Source organism: Paraburkholderia sp. 32, assembly GCF_050435345.1.
GTDB lineage: Bacteria > Pseudomonadota > Gammaproteobacteria > Burkholderiales > Burkholderiaceae > Paraburkholderia > Paraburkholderia tuberum.
The window spans coordinates 3,867,818-3,887,314 of record NZ_JBNDKD010000003.1 but is presented as its reverse complement, the minus strand read 5'-3'; the positions used below and the strand labels follow the sequence as shown (position 1 = coordinate 3,887,314).

Here is a 19,497-nt window from a genome sequence, read left to right as displayed (position 1 = left end):
AAGCATCATGGCCGACGCTCCCACCACGACCTCGCAGCAAAGCGCGGATGCAGCGCGCACCGGCCTGAGCGCCGCCGCGCTCCAACGCGGCGTGCTCGACAATCTGCTGTGCCTGCGGGGCCGCTATCCGGCGATCGCTTCCCCGCATGACTGGTACATGGCGCTCGCGTATAGCGTGCGCGACCGGCTGCTGGCCCGCTGGGCAACCTCCGTACAGACCTACGCCGGAAGCGACGTGCGGGTCGCCTGCTACCTGTCCGCCGAGTTCCTGATCGGCCCGCAACTCGGCAACAACCTCGTCAATCTCGGCATCGAGGCCAACACACGCGAAGCGCTGCGCGCGCTCGGCGTCGACCTCGATATGCTGCTCGAACTCGAGGAAGAGCCGGGGCTCGGCAATGGCGGACTTGGCCGCCTCGCGGCCTGCTATCTGGATTCGCTCGCAAGTTTGGAAATACCGGCCATCGGCTATGGCATCCGCTACGAGTTCGGCATCTTCGACCAGCAGATTCGCGACGGCTGGCAGGTCGAAACCACCGACAAATGGCTGCAAAAGGGCAATCCATGGGAGATCGTGCGCCCGGAGGTTGCGTACTACGTGGGGTTCGGCGGCAGCACCCACAACGAAACCGATGCACGCGGGCACCTGTGCGTGCGCTGGACACCCACACGGCAGGTCAAAGGCGTGGCTTGCGACACGCCGATGCCCGGCTATCACGTCAACACGTGCAACACCTTGCGGCTGTGGAAGAGCGAGGCGGTCGAGTCGTTCGACCTGCAGGACTTCAACGCCGGCGACTATTACGAGGCCGTCAACGAAAAGGTCATCTCCGAGACGCTGTCGAAGGTGCTGTATCCGAACGACGAGCCCGAGATCGGCAAGCGCCTGCGTCTCGCGCAGCAATACTTCTTCGTGTCGTGCTCGCTGCAGGACATGCTGCGCCTGCTCCAAATCAAGGGCGAACCGGTCGGACACTTCGCGCAGTTGTTCAACGTGCAGTTGAACGACACGCATCCGTCGATCGCCGTCGCCGAGCTGATGCGTCTGCTGGTGGACGACAGGCAGGTGCCGTGGGACGAGGCCTGGGACATCACGCGGCGCGCGCTCGCGTACACCAATCACACCCTGCTGCCCGAAGCGCTCGAAACCTGGGGGCTGCCGCTGATGCGCAACCTGCTGCCGCGCCTGCTCGAAATCATCTATGAGATCAACCGCCGCTTCCTCGACGAGGTCCGGCAGCGCTATCCGGGCGACGACGCGCGCATCGAACGCATGTCGCTGATCGACGAGCGCGGTGACAAGCTCGTGCGCATGGCGCATCTGGCGACGGTCGGCAGCCACGCGGTCAACGGCGTCGCCGAACTGCATTCCGGGCTGCTCAAGCAGACCGTGCTGCGGGACTTCGCCGAATTGTGGCCCGAGCGCTTTCACAACGTCACGAACGGCGTCACGCCGCGCCGTTTCATGCTGCTTTGCAATCCGGCGCTCGCGCGGCTGCTCGACGAGACCATCGGCGCTGGCTGGGTCACTGATCTCGCGCGACTGCGCAAGCTCGAAGCCTATGCCGACGACGCCGCGTTTCAGCAGCAGTGGCGTAGCGTGAAGCAGTCGAACAAGGCCGTGCTCGCCGAGCATATCCGGAGCGTCACGGGCATCGGCGTCGACACCGCCGCGCTGTTCGACGTGCAGGTCAAGCGCATCCACGAATACAAGCGGCAACATCTGAACGCGTTGCTGATCGTCACGCTGTACCGGCGCCTGCTGCGTGATCCGCAGCTCGCGCTGATACCGCGCTGTTTCGTATTCGGCGGCAAGGCGGCGCCCGGCTACGCGACGGCCAAGCTCATCATCCGTTTGATCAACGGCATCGCCGAAGTCGTGAATAACGACCCGATGGTGAACGGGCGGCTGAAAGTCGTGTTCTATCCGGACTTCAATGTGAAGAACGCGCACTTCATCTACCCTGCCGCCGACCTGTCCGAGCAGATTTCGACGGCCGGCAAGGAAGCATCGGGCACCGGCAATATGAAGTTCATGATGAACGGCGCGTTGACGATCGGCACGCTCGACGGCGCCAACGTCGAAATCCGCGAAGAGGTCGGCGACGAAAACTTCTTCCTGTTCGGCCTGAGCGCCGACGAAGTGGAACGTGTGAAGCGCGCGGGTTATCGCCCCGCGGACTATGTGAAGGACGACGCGGAACTGAGCGAAGTGCTGCAACTGATCGCCGACGGTCATTTCTCGCGAGGAGACCGCGAGATGTTCCGCCCGCTGATCGACAATCTGACGCACGCGGACCCGTTTCTCGTGCTCGCCGACTATGCCGCCTACGTGGCGCGCCAGGACGACGTGAGCGCCGCCTGGCAGGACACGCCGCGCTGGACCCGGATGTCGATCCTGAACACCGCGCGCTCGGGCAAGTTCTCTTCCGACCGCGCCATCGGCGAATACTGCGACAAGATCTGGAAGATCCGCCCGGTGAGGATCACCCTTGATCAATGACCCTGAAACGGGATCGGTGCGTGCTCATGCGGTTCGCTCCGGGTCGCGGTTTCCCGTGGGCGCATCGGCGGTGCCCGGCGGCATCAATTTCTGCATCTTCTGCCGTCACGCGACGCGCGTCGAGCTGTTGCTGTACGACGCGGCTGACAGCCCCGAGCCGTTCCAGATCATCACGCTCGCCGCCGCTTGCAACCGCACCTTCTACTACTGGCACGTGATGGTCGAAGCGCTGCCGTTCGGCACCTACTACACGTGGCGGGCGGACGGTCCGCGCGATACGCGCTCTAGCGGCCACGCGTTCGACCCCGACCGCGAACTCCTCGACCCGTATGCCCGCGCGGTCAGCGACGTGCTGTGGACGCGGCCTGCGGTCGACCAGCCGAATCCCGACGGGCACAAAACCCACCGCGCGATCGTGACGGAACCCCTGCCCTCGTCGCCTGGGCGTATCTCGCGCGGACTCGACGACGCGATCATCTACGAGCTGCATGTCGGCGGCTTTACACGTGATCCGTCGAGCGGCGTGCAGCATCCCGGTACCTTCGCCGGCCTGATCGAAAAGATTCCGTACCTGACGCAGCTTGGCGTGACCCACGTCGAGCTGCTGCCGGTGATGGCCTTCGACGAACAGGACGTTCCGCCCGCCACGGCGGCCCTCGGCCTGAGCAACTACTGGGGTTACAGCACGCATAGCTATTACAGCCCGCATCCTCGCTACTGCCGCGATCCCGCGCGCGCGCCCCAGGAGTTTCGCGCGCTGACCGACGCCATGCACGCCGCGGGCATCGCCGTGCTGCTCGACGTCGTGTTCAACCATACGGCCGAAGCGGGCGAGACGGGCCCCGTCATCAACTTCAAGGGCCTCGTCAACGATATCTTCTACCACCTCGACGCGGCCGACCGGCGCCGCTACCGGGACTACACCGGCTGCGGCAACACGATCAATTGCAACCATCCGCTGGTGACGACGTTCATCGTGCGCTGCCTCGAATACTGGGTGGAAGAACTCGGCGTCGATGGCTTCCGGTTCGATCTGGCGAGTATCTTCGCGCGCGACCAGCGCGGCGAGCTGATGGTCGATCCACCGCTGCCCTGGGCGATCGAGTCTTCGCGTGTGCTGTCGCGCGTGCCATTGATCGCGGAGGCGTGGGACGCCGCCGGCATGTATCAGGTCGGCGCCTTTCCCGGCATGGCATGGGCCGAGTGGAACGGCCGCTATCGGGACGTGATTCGCCGTTTCGTGCGCGGCGACCCGGGGCTCATCGGGGCGGTCGCGACCTGCATCGCGGGCAGCTCGGACCTCTATGCGGACAACGGCAGGCTGCCCAACAACAGCGTCAACTTCGTGACGTGCCACGACGGCTTCACGCTGATCGATCTCGTCAGCTACGAATCGAAGCACAACGAAGCCAACGGCGACGAGAATCGCGACGGCAGCTCCGACAACCTGTCGTGGAACTGTGGCGCCGAGGGCGAGACCGGCGACGCCGGGATTCTCGGTCTGCGACACCGCCAGGCACGCAACGTGATGGCCATCCTGTTCCTGAGTCTGGGTGTGCCGATGACGCTCGCCGGCGACGAGGTGCTGCGCAGCCAGCGCGGCAACAACAACGCCTATTGTCAGGACAACACCCTCAGCTGGTTCGACTGGACACCCACTGAAGCCGGCTCGGCCATGTCGCGCTTCGTGCGCGAGCTGATCGCGCTGCGCAAGCGCCACGCAAGTTTGCGGCGGCGGTATTTCCTGACCGGCCGGCCCTCGCCGGGGCAGACTCGGCCGGATGCGGCATGGCACGACGAGCGCCTGAACGAGCCGGGCTGGCACGATCCAGGCGCGCGGCTTCTCGCCGTCACGCTGGGCGGCGAAGCGCCTGGCGAGCCGGCACTGCACGCGGTGTTCAACATGGACGATTGCGCCCGCACGGTCCAGTTGCCCGCGTCCGACGGGCGGCACTGGCGGCGTATCGTCGATACCGCGCGCGACAGTCCGCATGACATCGTGCAAGCGGCGCAACAGGGCGCTGTCGAAAGCGATCAATTTCGCGTCGAGGCACGCAGTGTCGTAGTTCTGGAAGAAGCGAGCTGAACCGACGCAAATAACCCGGGTTCTTGTCCTCTAACGTCGATGCTGTGGCGGATATGCCGTGCGCAGTTTCGATTTACTGGCGGAACAATCCACCGGCAACGATCGCGGAGGGCATCATGAGAATCAGCGTTGACGGGCCGTCCGTCGTCTTTGCGATGATTGCGGTCGTGGCCCATGGCAGCGCACTCGCGAGGTCCGAGGCCTGCCATCCCACCTCGGAAAAGCAGATTTCCGCACTGTTCGATCGCTGGAACGACTCGCTGAAAACCGGCGACCCGCGGAAGGTCGTGGCGAACTACGCGCCGAACTCGATCCTGCTGCCGACCGTCTCGAACAAGCCGCGTTTGACCGCCGACGAAAAGCTCGACTATTTCAAACACTTCCTCGAAAACAAACCGGTCGGCACGATCGACTTCCGCGACATCATGATCGAATGCAACACCGCGATCGACTCGGGGCTCTACACCTTCAAGTTCGCGGACGGCTCGGTCGTCAAGGCGCGCTATACGTTCACCTACGCGTGGAATGGGCACAAGTGGCTGATTACCAGCCATCATTCGTCGAAAATGCCGGAAGGCAATTAGCCGATGTGGTTTAGAAAAAGTCAGGCTGGGACTTGAACCTCATTCACGAATGACCTGAATACGTCCCGCCTTGACTGCCGCCTTCAATACCGTCCAGTCCGCCTCATTCTGTTCCGCGCCTCGCTATCCCGTCCTTTCCGCCCGATGCGCGGCCTCCTGCACACCTCGTACAGCCGCGGCCACGATCAAGCCGGTGAATACCACACCGATCAGCCCGAGGCATGCGGCGTCGATCCGGCCGAACGCCGAAGTGGGCACGACATCGCCGTACCCGATGGTGAGCGCCGTGATCGCGCAGAAGTACACGGTTTCACCCAACGGCGACGGTGTCCGGTTCGCTGTCTCGACGGGCACGCCCCAGTAGTCCATGCCAATCGTCAGCAAGACGAACAGTAGAAGCAGACCGATCAGAATCGCTCTCAGATACCACAGGGTTATCGCCATTTCCTTCAGAATCTCACTAGCCCGAGGACGGACCGCGCCATCGCCTGTCGCATTTCCCATTGCACGCTCCTGTTGCGATCACCGGATCGGCTTTGCAGCATGCCGCACCGCCTCACTCCGCACGGCGGTGCTGCTCGAAAAGCAGAAGCATCAAATACGCATAGGCCGTTACGGCCAGAAAGAGCCCCATTCGCACGGCAAACGCGGTGTAGACATCCTTGCCCGCCACGCTGTCCTGCACCGATTGCCCGAGCAGAATGATCATCGTCACGAGACTGTTCAGCCAGAAGCCCGGCGAACAACGCGTGGGTTGCAGGCCGTACAGCTTGCGTCCCACCAGCAGGCCGAACAATAGCATCCACAGAAAGAACATCCACAAATGCACGAACAGCCTCAGCGCAAACCAGAACGCGATGGCGAGCAGACCGCCGAGCAGCGTCGAGCCGATCAGATCGCGTGCGGCGCCGCGGGCCGAGGTCGTGCAGGATTGTCTCCCGAGGCTGACGGACTTCATGATGATCGGCATGTAGTTCGCCGGGTCGGTCATCGCGAGCAGATAGGCCGGCATGACGACGAGCGCGGCACGCAGCGCGATATAGGCCGCCTCGTCTTCCGCCATCGCTGCCGCGGCGGGCTGTTCTCGCGCGCCCATGCTTTCAGGAAACAATCTGTGCGCCAGCGTCGACGCCAGCACGGCAAGCAGAAGTCCCTTCGCCAGCGCGCCGACGACCGTCAGGGCCAGTTCGAAGTCGGCCGTGCCCGCGGCGGAAATCATCGTCAGTCCCGCGACCAGAAAAGTCGCGACGAGATTGTTGCCGCCACGCAGCCCGTAACGAAACGCGAAGAACAGCATGAGGCCGACGATCATGATGCCGGCCAACGCATAGTGACGAAGCAACGGAACGAGGAGCAGGCCGCTGCCGGTGGTCGACGCCACGACCAGCGAAAGAATCACGCCGGCCTTCAACGATAGCGGCCGATTCTGCGTGGCCAGCAGAAAAACCGTGAATACCGGCGCGACGACGGGTATCGGGAAATCGAGTCCAAAGCTGACGGCAAGAGCGATTGCCGTTCCGATAGCCACACGTATCGCGCGATAACCGAGGCGCTGGGTCACGGGTTGCATGGGCTTCTCAATAGACGTAGGAGAGCCAGCTCATCAGCCGGATGAACGCGTGTCCCAGCGGATTGAGCGGATTGCCCTGGGTCGGAAACGCCATCACTTCGGCCTGCCCGCCCACCCGCAGATCGCGCAGACGCGCGCGCTCGCGGTCGTCGAATTCGACGATTACCGGGAAACGCTGCGCGGGACGCAGCCAGTCGCGGCTATTCTGCACGGTGGGCAGGCTGCCCGCCGGCGTGCTCTGCCCCACGCTCACGCCATAGCCGATACTGCGAACCCGCCCGCCGAACACTTCGCCGGGCAGCACGTCCAAGGCGATCTCGACGCGCGTGCCGGGTTTGAGATGGCCCAGATTGTTCTCCGTCATGTCGGCGCTGACCCACACGTCGCGGATCGCGATCAGCGTCATGACCGGATTGCCCGCCGCGGCGAACTGACCGACTTCCGTGCGCAGATCGGTCACGACGCCGCTCGAGCGGGCTCTGATCCGCGCGTTGGCGAGATCGAGTTCGGCCTTCTCCAGCGCGCCAGCGGCGCTGCGCAACTGCGCATTCTCCGCCTCGCTTCCGCCCTGCTGCTCCCGCGCCCGCTCGACTTCGGCACGGGCCCCGTCGACCTGGCTTAGCGCCTGTTCATGCGTCGCCCGCGCGACCTCGAGGCGTCGCAGGGAGACGGTGCCCTCGTCTTCACGATAGAGCCGCTCGAGACGGTCGCTGTCCTGGCGCGCCTTGACCTCGTTCGCGATGGCGGCCCGCAACGCCGCGACTGCCGACTCGATGCCGGCCGTGCTGGCACCGACCTGCCGGCGCGCGGACTCCAGATCGGCGCGCGCGCGGTCAGCGGCAATGCGGTAGGGCTCGCTATCGACTTCGAACAGCACGTCCCCCGCGTTGACATCCTGGTTGTTATGGACGAACACCCGCGTCACGCGTCCCGACACCTCGGCGGCGACGGGCACGACATAGGCCTGAATCCGCGCCTGCTGCGTATACGGCGTGAAACGGTCGGCGAGCAGATACCAGATCAGGCTCAGCACGATCAGACAGACGACCCATTTGACCGTCCTGCCCGAAGGGTCGGCGGCAGGCGTCGACGACTTCGGCGGGGCGGCGGTTCGAGGCTCGCGGGTATCCTGGGTATCGCTCATCGTGACGCCCCTTCGGCTTGCCCCGGCGTACCGGAAGACGGCGCCGTCTGGTCGAGCAGGTCGCCCCAATCGGTGCGTTGCCGCATCTGCGCGCGCGTCGCCGCGTCGACGAGCGGCTGTTCGGTTTCCCAGCCGCCTCCGAGCGCCTTGTAAAGCGCGATCACACTGCCGAGCGCATTGCTGCGATTGACCACGTACGCGTCCTGCTGCGCGAACAGCGCGCGCTGCGCATCGAGGACCCGCTGGAAGTCCGAATACCCTTCCCGATAGATCGTATTGGCGAGCGTCAGCGAGCGCCGCGCCGCGCCCTGCGCGTCATTCAGAATGGTGTCGCGCTGCAAGGCGGCGAGCAGCGCCGTCGCGGCATCGTCGGCCTCGCGCGCCGCCTCGCGCACCGTGTTCTGATAAGCGAGCGTCAACTCTTGCAGCCGTGCGTCCTGGACGCGCACGTTGTTCGTGATCCTGCCGTAATCGAACACGTTCCACGTCACGCTCGGGCCCGCGGCAAAGAGCAGTGTGCTCGGTGCGCCCGCGAGCGAACTGGCGGTCCACGTCAGCGTGCCGAGCAACGATACCGACGGGTACAGATCCGCTTTTGCCACGCCGATGAGCGCCGACTGCGAAGCCATCTGATACTCGGCCGCGCGAACGTCAGGGCGGCGCAACAGCAGATCGGCCGGCACGTCCTGCAGCACCGCATGATCCACCAGCGGCACCACGCCTTCCTTGCCCGACTGCACGTCGAGTTCCGGCAGCGGACCCGGCGCTCGCCCGATCAGCACCGACAGCGCATGACGCGCAAGCACGATCTGGCTTTCGAGATCGGGGATGCTGCTCAGCGTCCCAAGGTACTGCGTCTTCGCCTGCTGGAAGTCGAGTTCGTCGGATTCGCCAGCCTTGAAGAGCTTTTGAGCGATGTCGTAGCTGCGTTTTTGCAACTGGGCGTTCTCGCGAGCGATACGTAGCCGCGCCTGCGCGACCCGCAGTGTGAAATACGAATCCGCGACCTGCGCGTGCAACAGAACCAGCGCATCGTCGCGGTTGGCTTGCGCGGCGAAGAACCCGGCGTCGGCCGATTCGATCGCGCGGCTGAAACGTCCCCAGAAATCGAGTTCCCAGCCGATGCTGAAGCCCGCGCCGTACTGCACGAAGGCGCCCGAGCGCGGATTGGAACCATCCGAGCGCTTGCGCGCCGAAGCCAGTACATCGGCACTCGCCTGCTGCACCTGCGGATAGCGTCCCGCGAGCGCGATGCCGAGCTGTGCGCGCGCCTCGAGCACGCGCAGTCCGGCGATCTTCAGGTCGCCGTTGTTCGCGTCGGCTTCGGCGATCAGACGTTCGAGATTCCTATCGTCGAAGATCAGCCACCACTGGCGCACATCGGGCTGTGCACCCTGTTGCGTGACCCGCGTGATCGATTCGCTACTCCAGTGCTCGCTCCACGCTTCATGCTGCGGCTTGAAGTCCGGGCCCACCCGCATGCATCCGCTCAGGCCAACCGCCGCCCCGAAAAGCACTGCGATCCCGTACGGACGCATCAACGGTGACACGGAGCCATCCTCGAGCTTCAGGTCTGCTTCTGTTCGTGGGTCTGCGTCGGTTGCGTGGGTTGCCTGGGTTGAGGCTGGTCTCGGACCCAGCGCCAGAACAGCTGATAACCGACGGCCAGCATCACGGGCCCAACGAATAGCCCGATGACGCCTCCCGTCACCATGCCGCCGAGCGCTCCGATCAGCACGACCGGCATCGGCACCGCGACGCCACGGCCCAGCATCAATGGCTTGAGCACGTTGTCGGCGAGGCCCGCGACGAACACGTAAACCGAGAAGATGATGTTTGCGGTGTTCACGCCGTCCGTGACGATCACGAAGGCGATCACCGGAATGGTGATCAGCGTGGCCGGCAATTGCATGATGCCGAGCAGCAGCACGGCCAGCGCGAGCAACCCCGCGCCGGGTATCCCCTTCACGACGAAGCCGATGCCGATCAGCAGCATCTGGATAAACGCGATGCCCACTACCCCCTGGGCCACCGCGCGAATCGTCGCCGTGCACAAGTCGGCGATCTGAGCGCCGTTCTCGGGCCCCGAGATGCGCGAGGCGATCTGCACCGCGCTGTGATAGCCCTTCTCACCGTGGGCCATCAGGATGCCTGCGACGATCAGCGCGACGAAAAATATCACCAGGCCGGCACCGAGACCCGTCACCGTTGCAAGCACAGCGAGCCCGGCCTCCTTCAGCTGCGGGGCGAATTTATGCGCAAGACCGGTCAGGTCCGTCGATGCCTGTTGCCAGAAGTCGTACACACGCTGGCCGACCAACGGCCAACTCGCCACCGAGTCCGCGGGAGGCGGAATCCGGAAGCTACCGCTCCTGGCAATGGCTATCGATTTCTCGACCGAATCGGCTACCGCGAGACCCAGCGCATACGTTGGCACCAGAATTACGACAAGCGCGACAAGGACGATCAGCGTGGCGATCAGGCCATCCTTGCCGCCGAGCATGGAGCGAAGCAGGACCTGCAGCGGATAGAGCGTGATCGCAAGAATCACCGACCAGGCCATCAGGTTAAGAAACGGCGCGAAGATCCGAAAACAGAATACGGCCAGGACCGCGATGAGTCCGGCGCGGATCAGGACGTCGAGCATCTCTCGGGACGGAGTCCGTTGGGGAATCGGTGTGAGCAGCATAAGTTGTTCTCCCGCCAGGTCGCGTCGCGGTTCGGCGGCGACACCGTGATAGGCCTGCAATCGCGAAAACTCAAACCCACTGGAACGTTCCTGACGCCAATACCAAGGCCTGCCTGCAATTCCGGCATTTTAGGAAGAGGATCGCGCCGGCTTTGTCGTCGACAGAACGCGGCGTTTCACTACTATTGAACCCGCGCCTGAAATATTCAATTGGACTTTGGTCTCATAGACCTCGAGCCGTCCGGAGCTCAGCCGCCGAGCCGCCGCTCACGGCCGGAATCTGGTATCCCACCGATGCGCCGGCCACGCCGCACGCCTTGGGCGACGTCACCCGGACCGTTGCGGCCGGCACGCCGATAGCAGGCCATCACCTGCCGCTGATCGTGCTGTCGCACGGCGGCGGCGGCTGGTACGGCGCCTTTCGAGTCGATGTTGCGATAGGAAGGAGACTCACCCGAATTCGTCGTGTTGCGGCAATTGGTCGGTGATCGAATACCACGGTGCCTTTGAACCCACGAAAATGTGGGCGGTGGGAGACATGGCGGGCGAGTCCGTGAGTGTTCCCAGCGTGACGTGAACGTACTGCCCCTGACGAACCACCGAGAACATCAGGCTTCCACATATTTTGCAGCGCACATCATGCGACGCTCGTTCATCGCCGAACATCAACAGGCTGTCTTCGCCCCGAGTGATGCGCAGCTTGTCGCGCTCGATTCCCGCGAAGGGTTTGAACGCCGAGCCGGTCGCGCGCCGGCAGTTTGAACAGTGGCAGTTCAACGCATAGACGAATTCGTCCTTCACCGAGTAATGGACGGCACCGCAAAGGCATCGGCCGGCAAGCAATGGTTTCATGGCTGCTTTTAAACAGAAGGTACGTCGCAAATTGGAAAGTCACGCAGCCGTGATTATTCGCGAGCCGACGCGCGATGTCGAACCGCCAGACCGCTAGCGCCTGAAAATTACCTGCGCCCTGCAGACCTCGATCGGAGAGGAGGTGTGCTGGTGGACAATTTTCCATCCGTCGGCCTGCTGCCTCAGCGTCATGGTCAGGCGATTGTCCATGGAGCGCAGTTCCAATCCGTCGGCGTCGACGGCTTTATATGTCGCGAAGGCGTGAACGACGGCGAGGTCCGCGGCGACGATTGTTTGCGCCGCGCTGAAATCGACTATCACACGTTCCGTACCCAGCGAACCGAACCAGCCCTCCACCATGTCGCGCCACGATGCGATGCCGTGGTACGACCATGTTCCCCACATGTCGAAGACCACCGCATCGCGGTCGTATAGCGCAACGAACGCGTCCACGTCTTTTGCCAATACCGCGGCTTTGTAGCCTTCCAGGACTTGCAGGATCGGATTGTCGAGTCGGTTCACGGTGTGCTCCCAGGTCGGATGACGATGGCGGCCAGACCTGGCGCAAAACGGCAGATCCAAGGTTCCTGGCCAATTGTCTTACCAGGTAACGACGATCGACGCACCATCGGATCGACATTCCCCCGAAAAAACCTTCAACACGATATTGCGTTGCATTGATCAGATCCCGCCCGCTGCGCGGATCACTGGGCGATCTGCTGACGTTGATACTCGTCGTGCTTCATTTGCATATAGTCGGCGCGGCTGACCTCGTGCAGTTGCCGCGGATACTGCTCGGTCGCATCGAACCAGTCAGCGAGGCGTTTGTCGAGGCGGGCGTTGGGCGGGCTGGAAAGCGCGCCAAGATAGGCATCGATGGCGAGGTAGTAGCGCATCGTATTGCGTTCGACCAGGCCGCGCACGCCGCCGATGTATTGCGGCTCGCTCGTCGACGAATCGGGCGTAGCGGAAAAGCCGACCTTGTCGCTGCCGATCGTCGCCAGGTAGGTTTTCATGGCAATCCGTCCCGCCGTGCCATATCCGTACGCGTAGGTCAGGTGAATAAAGGTGCGGTTATCGCCCACCGGTATCGCTTCCAGCACGATACGGTAGTCTTTCGTGCTCAGCGGACCCTTGGCGGCAGTGAGCTCGACGCGAAAATAATCAGGGGTGCTCGCTACCGCACGAAAGTTGAATTGCACGCGGTACGACGACGAAAGCGATTCCTCGGTTTTCTTGCCGATGTTCACGGTGAGGATCGTACCGCTGTCGCTGGTCGACGCATGGCAGTATTTGGTGTTCAGATGCAGGATCAGCACGTCGCACCAGTTGGCCGGGCCCTGAGTCGGGTCGTTGAGGGCGCCGCTGACCACCGCGAAAGGATAGTTGAGCACCCCGTAAATATCGCCCTTGAGCGCCGACGGCAACTCCTGCGATTCGAGGTACAGCGGTCGCTGAAACTGGTTGTGCGCGAGTTGCTGCGTCAGACTTTGATATTTCGCGTGCAGGCGAGCGGCGCCGTCGTCCGCTTGCGCGACGACGCTCTGGCATAAGAAACAGAACACCGTCGTGATCAAGACCATCCACCACGGTCGCGTCCGCCGATTACCTGTCAGGTATGTCGCAAGCCTGCTCATGGTCCTCCTCCTACTTTGGCTCAGGTCGTGGCGCAACGGAGGCGGATCCGATCCTGGCGCCCTCGTGGTTCCCGCATATCGCCGACGTCATACGGCCATGCGCAAATACAGGCCGCGGAACCCGGACCCTCAACGCTCGCCTACGCTGATTCGCCTGACGTCCACCGACATCATCCGAGCATAGGTCTCACTCATTTTCGCCGCGAGCAGTCTTTTGCTCTCGACAGAGTAGTGATCGTTTACATCAAGCTGTAGATAAGGCATTGCGTCGATCTCCGATGAGAGTGTTGCGCACGCGCCAACTATATGCCGCGCCATCCAATCGATCAAAACCGTCGCCGCACCACGCTCTGGCGAGCCGATCGTCGCTCGCGTCCGTAGCAGTGTCGAACGCCAGGCAGGCATGGCTGACGGGCACTCTGTTTTGGCCAATTGCCCTTGCATGATGGTCTTCACTATTTACACGAAGTCCCAGATCAACGAGATACGTTCGCTGCCGGGAACTCGCCACCGACATTCAACAGCGATGAGTCGTTTATTTCATTGGCTGTCCTATTGTTTGTTCGCGTTCTCGCCCACAGCGTGCCTGCTGTCAAATCGATCGTCAGGAGAATCGTCATGCGTAAGATGCTTACCGTCGCTGTCGCAGCGTTTTGTATTGCGTCCTTTTCGCACGAAAGTCGTGCCTCTGGCGATGATGATGTCCCACAAGCCCGATGCACGCTACCTCAAGGTACGGTCGCATTGGTGGAAAAGCAGTTGAATACGGTCGTGAACCTGCCCGATGCGAACGGCGGGATCTTCAAGCCTAACCGGATGTGGGCGGCCCTTGTCGATCGGCAGGGGCATCTGTGTTCGGTGATCGTGACCGGCGACGCCTGGCCCGGTAGCCGGGCCATTGCAATCGCGAAGGCTTATACCGCGAACGGTTTCAGCAACGACGCACTCGCCCTATCGACGGCAAATCTCTATGCGGCCGCCCAGCCGGGCGGCTCCCTTTACGGCCTGAATAATTCGAATCCTTTTGACGCGCGCTTCCTCGAACAGGGCAGCGGCATCGGACACACGCTTGGCGGCGTCATTACCTTCGGCGGCGGCGTCGCGCTTTATGCAGCAGGGAAAGTCATTGGAGGATTGGGCGTGAGCGGCGATAGCGCCTGCGCCGATCATGCGATCGCCTATCGCATGCGCAAGCTCGCGGGGCTCGGCACTGTACCCGCCGGCCAAGGCCCGAACAACACGGATAACATCGTCTATTCAACGAGCGGATCTCCGATCGGCTTTGAGCATCCTCATTGCTTCCCGAGCGACCTGAGCGCCGATAAGATCGAGCAGATACCTTCGCACTGACCGGCTTCGAACGGTTGGCCGGCGACACCCACTGACGACGGCAATCATCGACCCGTGGCATCGGGCTTCCGGACAACGTATCGGAAGCCCGCGTAGCGTCTCGGACAGTCGGATCTGGAGTGCGTTCGTACCCGCAGAGTGATGCGGTGAAAATCGTCAACGCATCTGCCCGTCAATTTGCCTGCGCAGACGATTTTCCTCGTCTTGAAGCTCGGGCGTAAAAGCTTCGCCAAAGTCCGCAGGCTCAAAGAACGGGCGAATCTCGATCTCTGAATCACTGACCATCGGATTCGGGCAGCGCTTTACCCATTCAATCGCTTCGTCCATCGATTGAACCTGCCAGAGCCAGTACCCGGCGATCAATTCCTTGGTTTCCGCAAACGGGCCGTCAATGACGGTGCGGTCCTTCCCTGAGAACCTCACGCGAGCGCCGGCCGAACTCGGCTTCAACCCGTCGCCGCCCTGCATGATGCCGGCCTTGACCAATTGCTCGTTGTACTGCCCCATCGCCGTGAGGAGTTCGGTACTCGGCATTTGCCCGGCTTCCGATTCGGGGGTTGCCTTGATCATGACCATGACGCGCATTTGGGTTTTCCCTTAGAAGACGAAAGTGTCTGGAGGCAACGGCGCCTCCAGTGACTACGACGAATGATCATAGGGGAAATCGACACGCGCAAGACACGATTGCTGGTCACGGCACCGCGAACGCGTTGTGCACCGACTTTTCGCCTGTATCGGCGGGCCATTGTGCGCGGATCTTCGTCACGACCGGCTCCGGAAGCGGTATGTAATCCAGCGCGTTGACCGTCGGCCCACCATGACTCAACGCCCATTCGAAAAACTTCAAGGTGGCTTCGTCGTGGCCCGGCTTGTTCGGCATCGCGGGAAGCAACACATAAGTCGCACCCATGACCGGCCAGGCATCCTTGCCCGGCTGGTTGGTCAGCGATTGCGAGAGAGAGCCCGACCAGTCGGCGCTCGCCGCGGCTGCCTTGAAGGTCGCGGCGCTGGGCTGAACGACATTACCCGCCGCATTGGTCATGGCAACGTACTTCAAGCGGTTCTGTTTCGTGAAATCCCATGCGACATAGCCGATTGCGCCGGGCAGATAGCCGACGTACGTGGCAATGCCCTCGTTGCCTTTGCCGCCGATGCCGAGCGGCCATCGCACGCTAGTGCCTTCGCCTACCCTGCGCTTCCATTCCGGACTGACCTGCGCGAGGTAGTGAGTCCAGATCAGCGTCGTGCCCGAGCCATCCTGGCGACGCACCACGGCAATCGGGTAATTAGGCATCTTGATCTTTGGGTTCAACCGCACGATTGCCGGGTCGTCCCAGAACTGAATCTTGCCGAGATAGATGTCGGCGACGATCGGCCCCGTCAACATCACCTCGCCGGCTTTGAGCCCCGGAAGGTTCACGACGGGTACCACGCCGCCGATTACGATTGGAAATTGCCGCAAGCCGTTGCGGGTCAGTTGATCGTCGGTCAGTGGCGCGTCCGAGCCCGCAAAGTCGACTTCCCGGGCGATGACCTGCTTGAGCCCATCGGACGAACCCGTGCCCTGATAGATCACCGTGCTGCCACCCGACTTCTGGTAGTCGGCGGCCCATCGGGTGTAGAGAGGAGCGGCGAACGTGCTGCCGGCTCCCTTGATGTCGGCGGCGTAGGCCGCGGCTGCGCATGAACAGCAGATCAGACCGGCCATGATGGCGTCGATTGTTCTCACGAATGTCTCCCGTCGGTTCTTGTTCCGGGACATCGCTGATCCAGACCTGCTGCGTCAACTCGTTGGAGGGCGACCGTGCCGGCGATTCAATGTGCAGTTTTCATCGGGTGTGTCAGGTCTCCGGCATGACGCGCCATACGACACATTAAAGAACGGTGACAGACCGAATTCCAGTTGAATCGTGCTATCGAACGCGCCGTGCACGGCGGCCTCTTCCCCAATTGCAGGCATCCGGTTTCCGGATAGCCGACACACCTCAGACATCCCTTCACTTCTCGTCCCACGGTGGCACGCCCGAGAACGCGTTGACCAGGAAATCGATTGCCGCACGAACTTTTGCGCTCACGTGGCGACGGCTCGGATACAGCGCGAGCACATCGATATCCGGCAAACGGTATTCAGGCAATACCTGGACGAGCCGGCCTGCGCGTAGGTCAGCGACGCTGGCCACCAACCTGACGAGCGCGTTTGTCGGCGCCAAGCATCAGATTCCTGAAATGATCAAGCAAGGCGGTGGGTCGATCATCTTCACGTCGACGTTCGTCGGCTACTCGTTCGCCTTCCCGGGGACCGCCGCCTATGCCGCGAGCAAAGTCGGGCTGATCGGACTGACGCAAGCGCTCGCGGCTGAATACGGCCCGCAAGGCGTGCGCGTCAACGCGATCCTCCCGGGCGCGGTGGACACGCAGATGTATCGCGGTATGAACGATACGGCCGAATCGCAGACGTTCGTGACCGGGCTGCACGCGCTCAAGCGGGTCGCAAAGCCGGAAGAGATTGCCCGCTCGGCGCTCTACCTTGCTTCCGACGATTCGTCCTTCGTGACGGGTACCGCTTCGTTGGTGGACGGTGGGGCTTCGATTACGCGCACCTGAGCTTTCTTGACGACGGCACCCGCGGGAATGCGGATGTTCGACGACGACCCGCGAACGGCTGCTTGACCCACGCTTCGATGATGTCGGCTCGTGTCCGGAGGTACGGTCTCGGATGCGCGGCCGACATCGGAGCGTTCGGGCGCTAGCGTCGACCAGCGTCGGCTGATGGACGAACCCCCTTACCATGAAAAATAAACGACCACTGTGCGGTTCCTCACCTAACCTTTGATCAGTTGAACCGCGAAAAGCAAAGCGCGAGTCAGCCGGAGTAACCAACAAGGAGGCGGGCCATCATGAAGACGTTAGTCCACACAGCTTGCGCGGTCGCGGTCATGGCTGTGTCAGTTGCATCGCTGGCGCAGTCGGACGGGGCGCTGACGCACGCGCAAGTGCAGGCAGAAATCGCTCAGCTCGAGCAAGCCGGCTTCAATCCGGCCAATGCGAATACCGTCGACTTTCCTACCAACATGCCGACCACCAACGCCACTGCCGCAGGCCAAAGCAGCGGCTACGGCCCCGCGACCAGCGGTACGCAGCAGATGGGTAATCCGGCCAGCACGAGTGGGATGAAGCCGGTGTTCTTTGGCGGATCGTAAGCCTGCTCGCCTGACCAGCTCGACGATGCAGAGCATGCCGTCCCCGCCGGGGACGGCGTGGAGTGTCGTGCTATGCGCGCTTGCAGAGTGGTTTCGGCCGCCGCCTGAATGCCCGAAGCCGTCATGACGACGATTTCGGACGCACCCGACCCGAGCGCCATGTCGCATGGCGCCTGTTGTATTGCCAGCCTTGTTTCGCTGAGCGCCTGGGCGCAAACAGCTAACACCTCGTCAGCGTTTGTTAACGTCGATGGTCAGGATTTCGTATCCGGGGTCGGCGTGCTCGTTCGCGACTTTATTCGCTTCCTCATACGAGCGAAAGGACGTGGCTTCCTTAATCTCCGGTGCCATGCCGATATCGCCGTCCTCTGCCGTGCAGAGGAACTTTTCGCCGGTCTTTACGACGTAGACGGTCGTCATATTTCCCTCCATGGCTTGCAGGGGAACTTCCAGTCTAGCAGGCTGGTAGGGTTGCACACGGTTCGCTGAGGCGATTCTGCTTTGCCTGGTCCGATCGCTGCATTCGCTCAGGGCGTCACTGCGCGATCGACCGCCGCACATTGCGGGCGATCCACGCCGCAAGACCGGAACGGCCCGCGATCGACAGCGTGCGGCGCGGCCCCAGCACGATGCCGCCAATCACCAGCGCGAGAAGCAGCGCAACATGCGGCGCCTGGGCGAGCGACGCGAGCACATTGCCGGCGGAGGAGCGCGAGGCGGCCCGCACCGCCGGCAACGCGGCAGTCTGGTTCGCCGCGACCAATGCGGCTCGCGATGCCTCCATGCGTTCCAGAATGGTGACCCGGGCAAGCTCATTTGCGTGATGTGGCTGACTCATTTGAGCGACTCCCTGAGAGCGTCGAGATCGGAATGAATCTCGGCCTTGAGCACGTGAAGCGATTGCGCCGGTTTCTGCGCCCGCAAGACGAGCAAGGACACGATGCACACGAGCAGCCACGCGGCGGCCACGCCCCAGACCACCGCAAGGAAGTAAGGCGTCTGCCACGCGGTGGCGATGATCGCGATGCAAATGAAGGACAGCGTGAACAGGCCCGCGACTGCCAACGCCATGAGTGCGCTCAACTCGCGCACCAGACGCTTTCGCGTCTCCTCGACTTCCAGCGCGAGCAGTTCGCTATAGTCGGTTACACGTTCGACGCAGAATCGCCCGACGTTGCGCCACCTCGTGACCTTCGCATGGATCGACATTCCGTCCTCCTTACGATTCATTTGCGCCGACCGCCATCAGCAAAGACTTCGCCTCTCGGCCGACAGAGCGAAGCGACGCCAGCGTTGAACGCAGCGCAAGAGCCGGGCCCGCGCTGAGCGCTCGCACGCCGCGTGCCCGTTCATGGACGGATGCCTGCACGCGTTCGCCCTGGCGGCACAGCGCTTGCTCGAATCAGGCAGATCATTCGCTCGCCGAGGACAGCATGACCCCGCTCCCCCCAACCGATCACACTGACCGCACCGCCGGCGCAAGCATCGGCGAGACCGGCTCCGATATGGCTAGCGCGGACGGACGCGCGATGCCGGCCGCGCGCGCCGAGCCCGGCTCCCACCACGCGATGCATGACGCGCACCGCGGCGCGCTGATCACGGTGACCGCGCATCGGAACTCGCGAGGCGCCTGGATCGCCGACGTGTCGATTTCCCGCCAGGGCCGGCCGCTGGAGATACCCGCCAATCTGGCCAACGTGGAGCCCGTGACGCCGGAATGGCTCACCGAGGCGGAAGCGTTGCGCGCCGGCATCGAACAGGGCCGCTATCTGATCGACCGGACGCTGGGTGGCGGCTCCGCACCTCTGTCGGCGTCGCTGGGGCCGGTGCGCTGACGCGGGCGTCGCCACACGCGCACGTTGCAATACGCGCACGTTGCAAA

Annotated in this window: 19 protein-coding genes and 3 pseudogenes; 7 read left to right on the top strand and 15 right to left on the bottom strand. The window is 62.9% G+C overall.

Translation table 11 applies throughout. The features are described from left to right. The first annotated feature begins 7 nt into the window (after positions 1 to 7). The 3 genes from OKW26_RS40715 to OKW26_RS40705 all read left to right on the top strand — a co-directional run bounded on the left by OKW26_RS40715 (position 8) and on the right by OKW26_RS40705 (position 5,173). On the top strand, positions 8 to 2,503 hold the full coding sequence (locus OKW26_RS40715) for a glycogen/starch/alpha-glucan phosphorylase (RefSeq protein WP_429357061.1): 2,496 nt from the start codon (positions 8 to 10) through the stop codon (positions 2,501 to 2,503). Continuing rightward, positions 2,493 to 4,589, top strand: coding sequence for a glycogen debranching protein GlgX (gene glgX / locus OKW26_RS40710; RefSeq protein ID WP_429357060.1), 2,097 nt, complete (start codon positions 2,493 to 2,495; stop codon positions 4,587 to 4,589). Before OKW26_RS40715 ends, glgX begins: the two co-directional genes overlap by 11 nt. Before the next feature lie 116 nt (positions 4,590 to 4,705). Further along, positions 4,706 to 5,173 (top strand): protein kinase, encoded by a 468-nt coding sequence (locus OKW26_RS40705; protein ID WP_429357059.1) that lies wholly within the window; start codon positions 4,706 to 4,708, stop codon positions 5,171 to 5,173. A 123-nt stretch (positions 5,174 to 5,296) separates the two neighbouring features. Here the strand turns inward: OKW26_RS40705 and OKW26_RS40700 are convergent, their stop codons facing one another. From OKW26_RS40700 to OKW26_RS40660, 9 genes and pseudogenes are all read right to left on the bottom strand, one after another. Then, entirely contained in the window at positions 5,297 to 5,677 is a 381-nt protein-coding gene (locus OKW26_RS40700) for a potassium channel family protein (protein WP_429357058.1), read from the bottom strand. Between the two features lie 52 nt (positions 5,678 to 5,729). Next, positions 5,730 to 6,743: a DUF2955 domain-containing protein gene (locus OKW26_RS40695; RefSeq protein ID WP_429357057.1), complete on the bottom strand. Its 1,014-nt coding sequence runs from the start codon at positions 6,741 to 6,743 to the stop codon at positions 5,730 to 5,732. A gap of 7 nt (positions 6,744 to 6,750) precedes the next feature. Next, entirely contained in the window at positions 6,751 to 7,887 is a 1,137-nt protein-coding gene (locus OKW26_RS40690; RefSeq protein ID WP_429357056.1) for an HlyD family secretion protein, read from the bottom strand. Beyond that, positions 7,884 to 9,425, bottom strand: a complete 1,542-nt coding sequence (locus OKW26_RS40685; protein WP_429357182.1) for a TolC family protein — start codon at positions 9,423 to 9,425, stop codon at positions 7,884 to 7,886. Before OKW26_RS40685 ends, OKW26_RS40690 begins: the two co-directional genes overlap by 4 nt. A gap of 29 nt (positions 9,426 to 9,454) precedes the next feature. Further along, the gene (locus OKW26_RS40680; protein ID WP_429336263.1) at positions 9,455 to 10,576 is read right to left on the bottom strand and encodes an AI-2E family transporter; all 1,122 of its coding nucleotides are present in this window, start codon (positions 10,574 to 10,576) and stop codon (positions 9,455 to 9,457) included. Positions 10,577 to 11,026: 450 nt separating this feature from the next. Continuing rightward, positions 11,027 to 11,428, bottom strand: coding sequence for a GFA family protein (locus tag OKW26_RS40675; protein WP_429357055.1), 402 nt, complete (start codon positions 11,426 to 11,428; stop codon positions 11,027 to 11,029). A 93-nt stretch (positions 11,429 to 11,521) separates the two neighbouring features. Beyond that, positions 11,522 to 11,950, bottom strand: coding sequence for a YybH family protein (locus OKW26_RS40670; protein WP_429357054.1), 429 nt, complete (start codon positions 11,948 to 11,950; stop codon positions 11,522 to 11,524). A gap of 182 nt (positions 11,951 to 12,132) precedes the next feature. Then, positions 12,133 to 13,065, bottom strand: a complete 933-nt coding sequence (locus tag OKW26_RS40665) for a hypothetical protein (protein WP_184066864.1) — start codon at positions 13,063 to 13,065, stop codon at positions 12,133 to 12,135. A gap of 132 nt (positions 13,066 to 13,197) precedes the next feature. Beyond that, a pseudogene (locus OKW26_RS40660) lies at positions 13,198 to 13,329 on the bottom strand (tautomerase family protein); the annotation flags it as partial. Positions 13,330 to 13,683: 354 nt separating this feature from the next. On the opposite strand from OKW26_RS40660, the gene OKW26_RS40655 reads away from it, so the two are divergent. Further along, a complete protein-coding gene (locus OKW26_RS40655; protein ID WP_090804175.1) occupies positions 13,684 to 14,415 on the top strand; it encodes a GlcG/HbpS family heme-binding protein in 732 nt (243 codons plus the stop codon). A 156-nt stretch (positions 14,416 to 14,571) separates the two neighbouring features. On the opposite strand, the gene OKW26_RS40650 is transcribed toward OKW26_RS40655, so the two are convergent. The 3 genes and pseudogenes from OKW26_RS40650 to OKW26_RS40640 all read right to left on the bottom strand — a co-directional run. Continuing rightward, positions 14,572 to 15,000 (bottom strand): YciI family protein, encoded by a 429-nt coding sequence (locus OKW26_RS40650; protein WP_184066858.1) that lies wholly within the window; start codon positions 14,998 to 15,000, stop codon positions 14,572 to 14,574. 106 nt (positions 15,001 to 15,106) lie between these two features. After that, on the bottom strand, positions 15,107 to 16,144 hold the full coding sequence (gene pstS, locus OKW26_RS40645; RefSeq protein WP_429357053.1) for a phosphate ABC transporter substrate-binding protein PstS: 1,038 nt from the start codon (positions 16,142 to 16,144) through the stop codon (positions 15,107 to 15,109). Between the two features lie 268 nt (positions 16,145 to 16,412). Then, a pseudogene (locus tag OKW26_RS40640) lies at positions 16,413 to 16,580 on the bottom strand (LysR family transcriptional regulator); the annotation flags it as partial. Between OKW26_RS40640 and OKW26_RS40635 the strand changes: the two are divergent. Together OKW26_RS40635 and OKW26_RS40630 are read left to right on the top strand one after the other, a co-directional pair. Then, positions 16,579 to 17,019 (top strand): annotated as a pseudogene (locus tag OKW26_RS40635) (SDR family oxidoreductase); the annotation flags it as partial. The pseudogenes OKW26_RS40640 and OKW26_RS40635 sit on opposite strands and share 2 nt — an antisense overlap. 293 nt (positions 17,020 to 17,312) lie before the next feature. Then, positions 17,313 to 17,615, top strand: coding sequence for a DUF4148 domain-containing protein (locus tag OKW26_RS40630; RefSeq protein ID WP_184029736.1), 303 nt, complete (start codon positions 17,313 to 17,315; stop codon positions 17,613 to 17,615). Between the two features lie 231 nt (positions 17,616 to 17,846). Here the strand turns inward: OKW26_RS40630 and OKW26_RS40625 are convergent, their stop codons facing one another. From OKW26_RS40625 to OKW26_RS40615, 3 genes are all read right to left on the bottom strand, one after another. Beyond that, a complete protein-coding gene (locus OKW26_RS40625) occupies positions 17,847 to 18,035 on the bottom strand; it encodes a hypothetical protein (protein ID WP_018418322.1) in 189 nt (62 codons plus the stop codon). A 115-nt stretch (positions 18,036 to 18,150) separates the two neighbouring features. Next, entirely contained in the window at positions 18,151 to 18,453 is a 303-nt protein-coding gene (locus OKW26_RS40620) for a hypothetical protein (protein ID WP_262419791.1), read from the bottom strand. After that, positions 18,450 to 18,824 carry a phage holin family protein gene (locus OKW26_RS40615; RefSeq protein ID WP_090804170.1) on the bottom strand — a complete coding sequence of 125 codons (375 nt, stop codon included), beginning with the start codon at positions 18,822 to 18,824 and terminating at the stop codon, positions 18,450 to 18,452. The genes OKW26_RS40620 and OKW26_RS40615 overlap by 4 nt, the downstream gene beginning before the upstream one ends. Positions 18,825 to 19,048: 224 nt before the next feature. Here OKW26_RS40615 and OKW26_RS40610 point away from each other — a divergent pair, with 224 nt between their 5' ends. Beyond that, entirely contained in the window at positions 19,049 to 19,450 is a 402-nt protein-coding gene (locus tag OKW26_RS40610; RefSeq protein WP_429357052.1) for a DUF6566 family protein, read from the top strand. The last annotated feature ends 47 nt before the right edge of the window (positions 19,451 to 19,497 follow it).

Coding starts and splice junctions, on each gene's coding strand:
- OKW26_RS40715 (WP_429357061.1), top strand. CDS start 8: ATGGCCGACGCTCCCACCACGACCTCGCAGCAAAGCGCGGATGCAGCG.
- OKW26_RS40705 (WP_429357059.1), top strand. CDS start 4,706: ATGAGAATCAGCGTTGACGGGCCGTCCGTCGTCTTTGCGATGATTGCG.
- OKW26_RS40700 (WP_429357058.1), bottom strand. CDS start 5,677: ATGGGAAATGCGACAGGCGATGGCGCGGTCCGTCCTCGGGCTAGTGAG.
- OKW26_RS40695 (WP_429357057.1), bottom strand. CDS start 6,743: ATGCAACCCGTGACCCAGCGCCTCGGTTATCGCGCGATACGTGTGGCT.
- OKW26_RS40690 (WP_429357056.1), bottom strand. CDS start 7,887: ATGAGCGATACCCAGGATACCCGCGAGCCTCGAACCGCCGCCCCGCCG.
- OKW26_RS40685 (WP_429357182.1), bottom strand. CDS start 9,425: ATGCGTCCGTACGGGATCGCAGTGCTTTTCGGGGCGGCGGTTGGCCTG.
- OKW26_RS40680 (WP_429336263.1), bottom strand. CDS start 10,576: ATGCTGCTCACACCGATTCCCCAACGGACTCCGTCCCGAGAGATGCTC.
- OKW26_RS40675 (WP_429357055.1), bottom strand. CDS start 11,428: ATGAAACCATTGCTTGCCGGCCGATGCCTTTGCGGTGCCGTCCATTAC.
- OKW26_RS40665 (WP_184066864.1), bottom strand. CDS start 13,065: ATGAGCAGGCTTGCGACATACCTGACAGGTAATCGGCGGACGCGACCG.
- OKW26_RS40655 (WP_090804175.1), top strand. CDS start 13,684: ATGCGTAAGATGCTTACCGTCGCTGTCGCAGCGTTTTGTATTGCGTCC.
- OKW26_RS40650 (WP_184066858.1), bottom strand. CDS start 15,000: ATGCGCGTCATGGTCATGATCAAGGCAACCCCCGAATCGGAAGCCGGG.
- OKW26_RS40630 (WP_184029736.1), top strand. CDS start 17,313: ATGAAGACGTTAGTCCACACAGCTTGCGCGGTCGCGGTCATGGCTGTG.
- OKW26_RS40625 (WP_018418322.1), bottom strand. CDS start 18,035: ATGACGACCGTCTACGTCGTAAAGACCGGCGAAAAGTTCCTCTGCACG.
- OKW26_RS40620 (WP_262419791.1), bottom strand. CDS start 18,453: ATGAGTCAGCCACATCACGCAAATGAGCTTGCCCGGGTCACCATTCTG.
- OKW26_RS40615 (WP_090804170.1), bottom strand. CDS start 18,824: ATGTCGATCCATGCGAAGGTCACGAGGTGGCGCAACGTCGGGCGATTC.
- OKW26_RS40610 (WP_429357052.1), top strand. CDS start 19,049: ATGACCCCGCTCCCCCCAACCGATCACACTGACCGCACCGCCGGCGCA.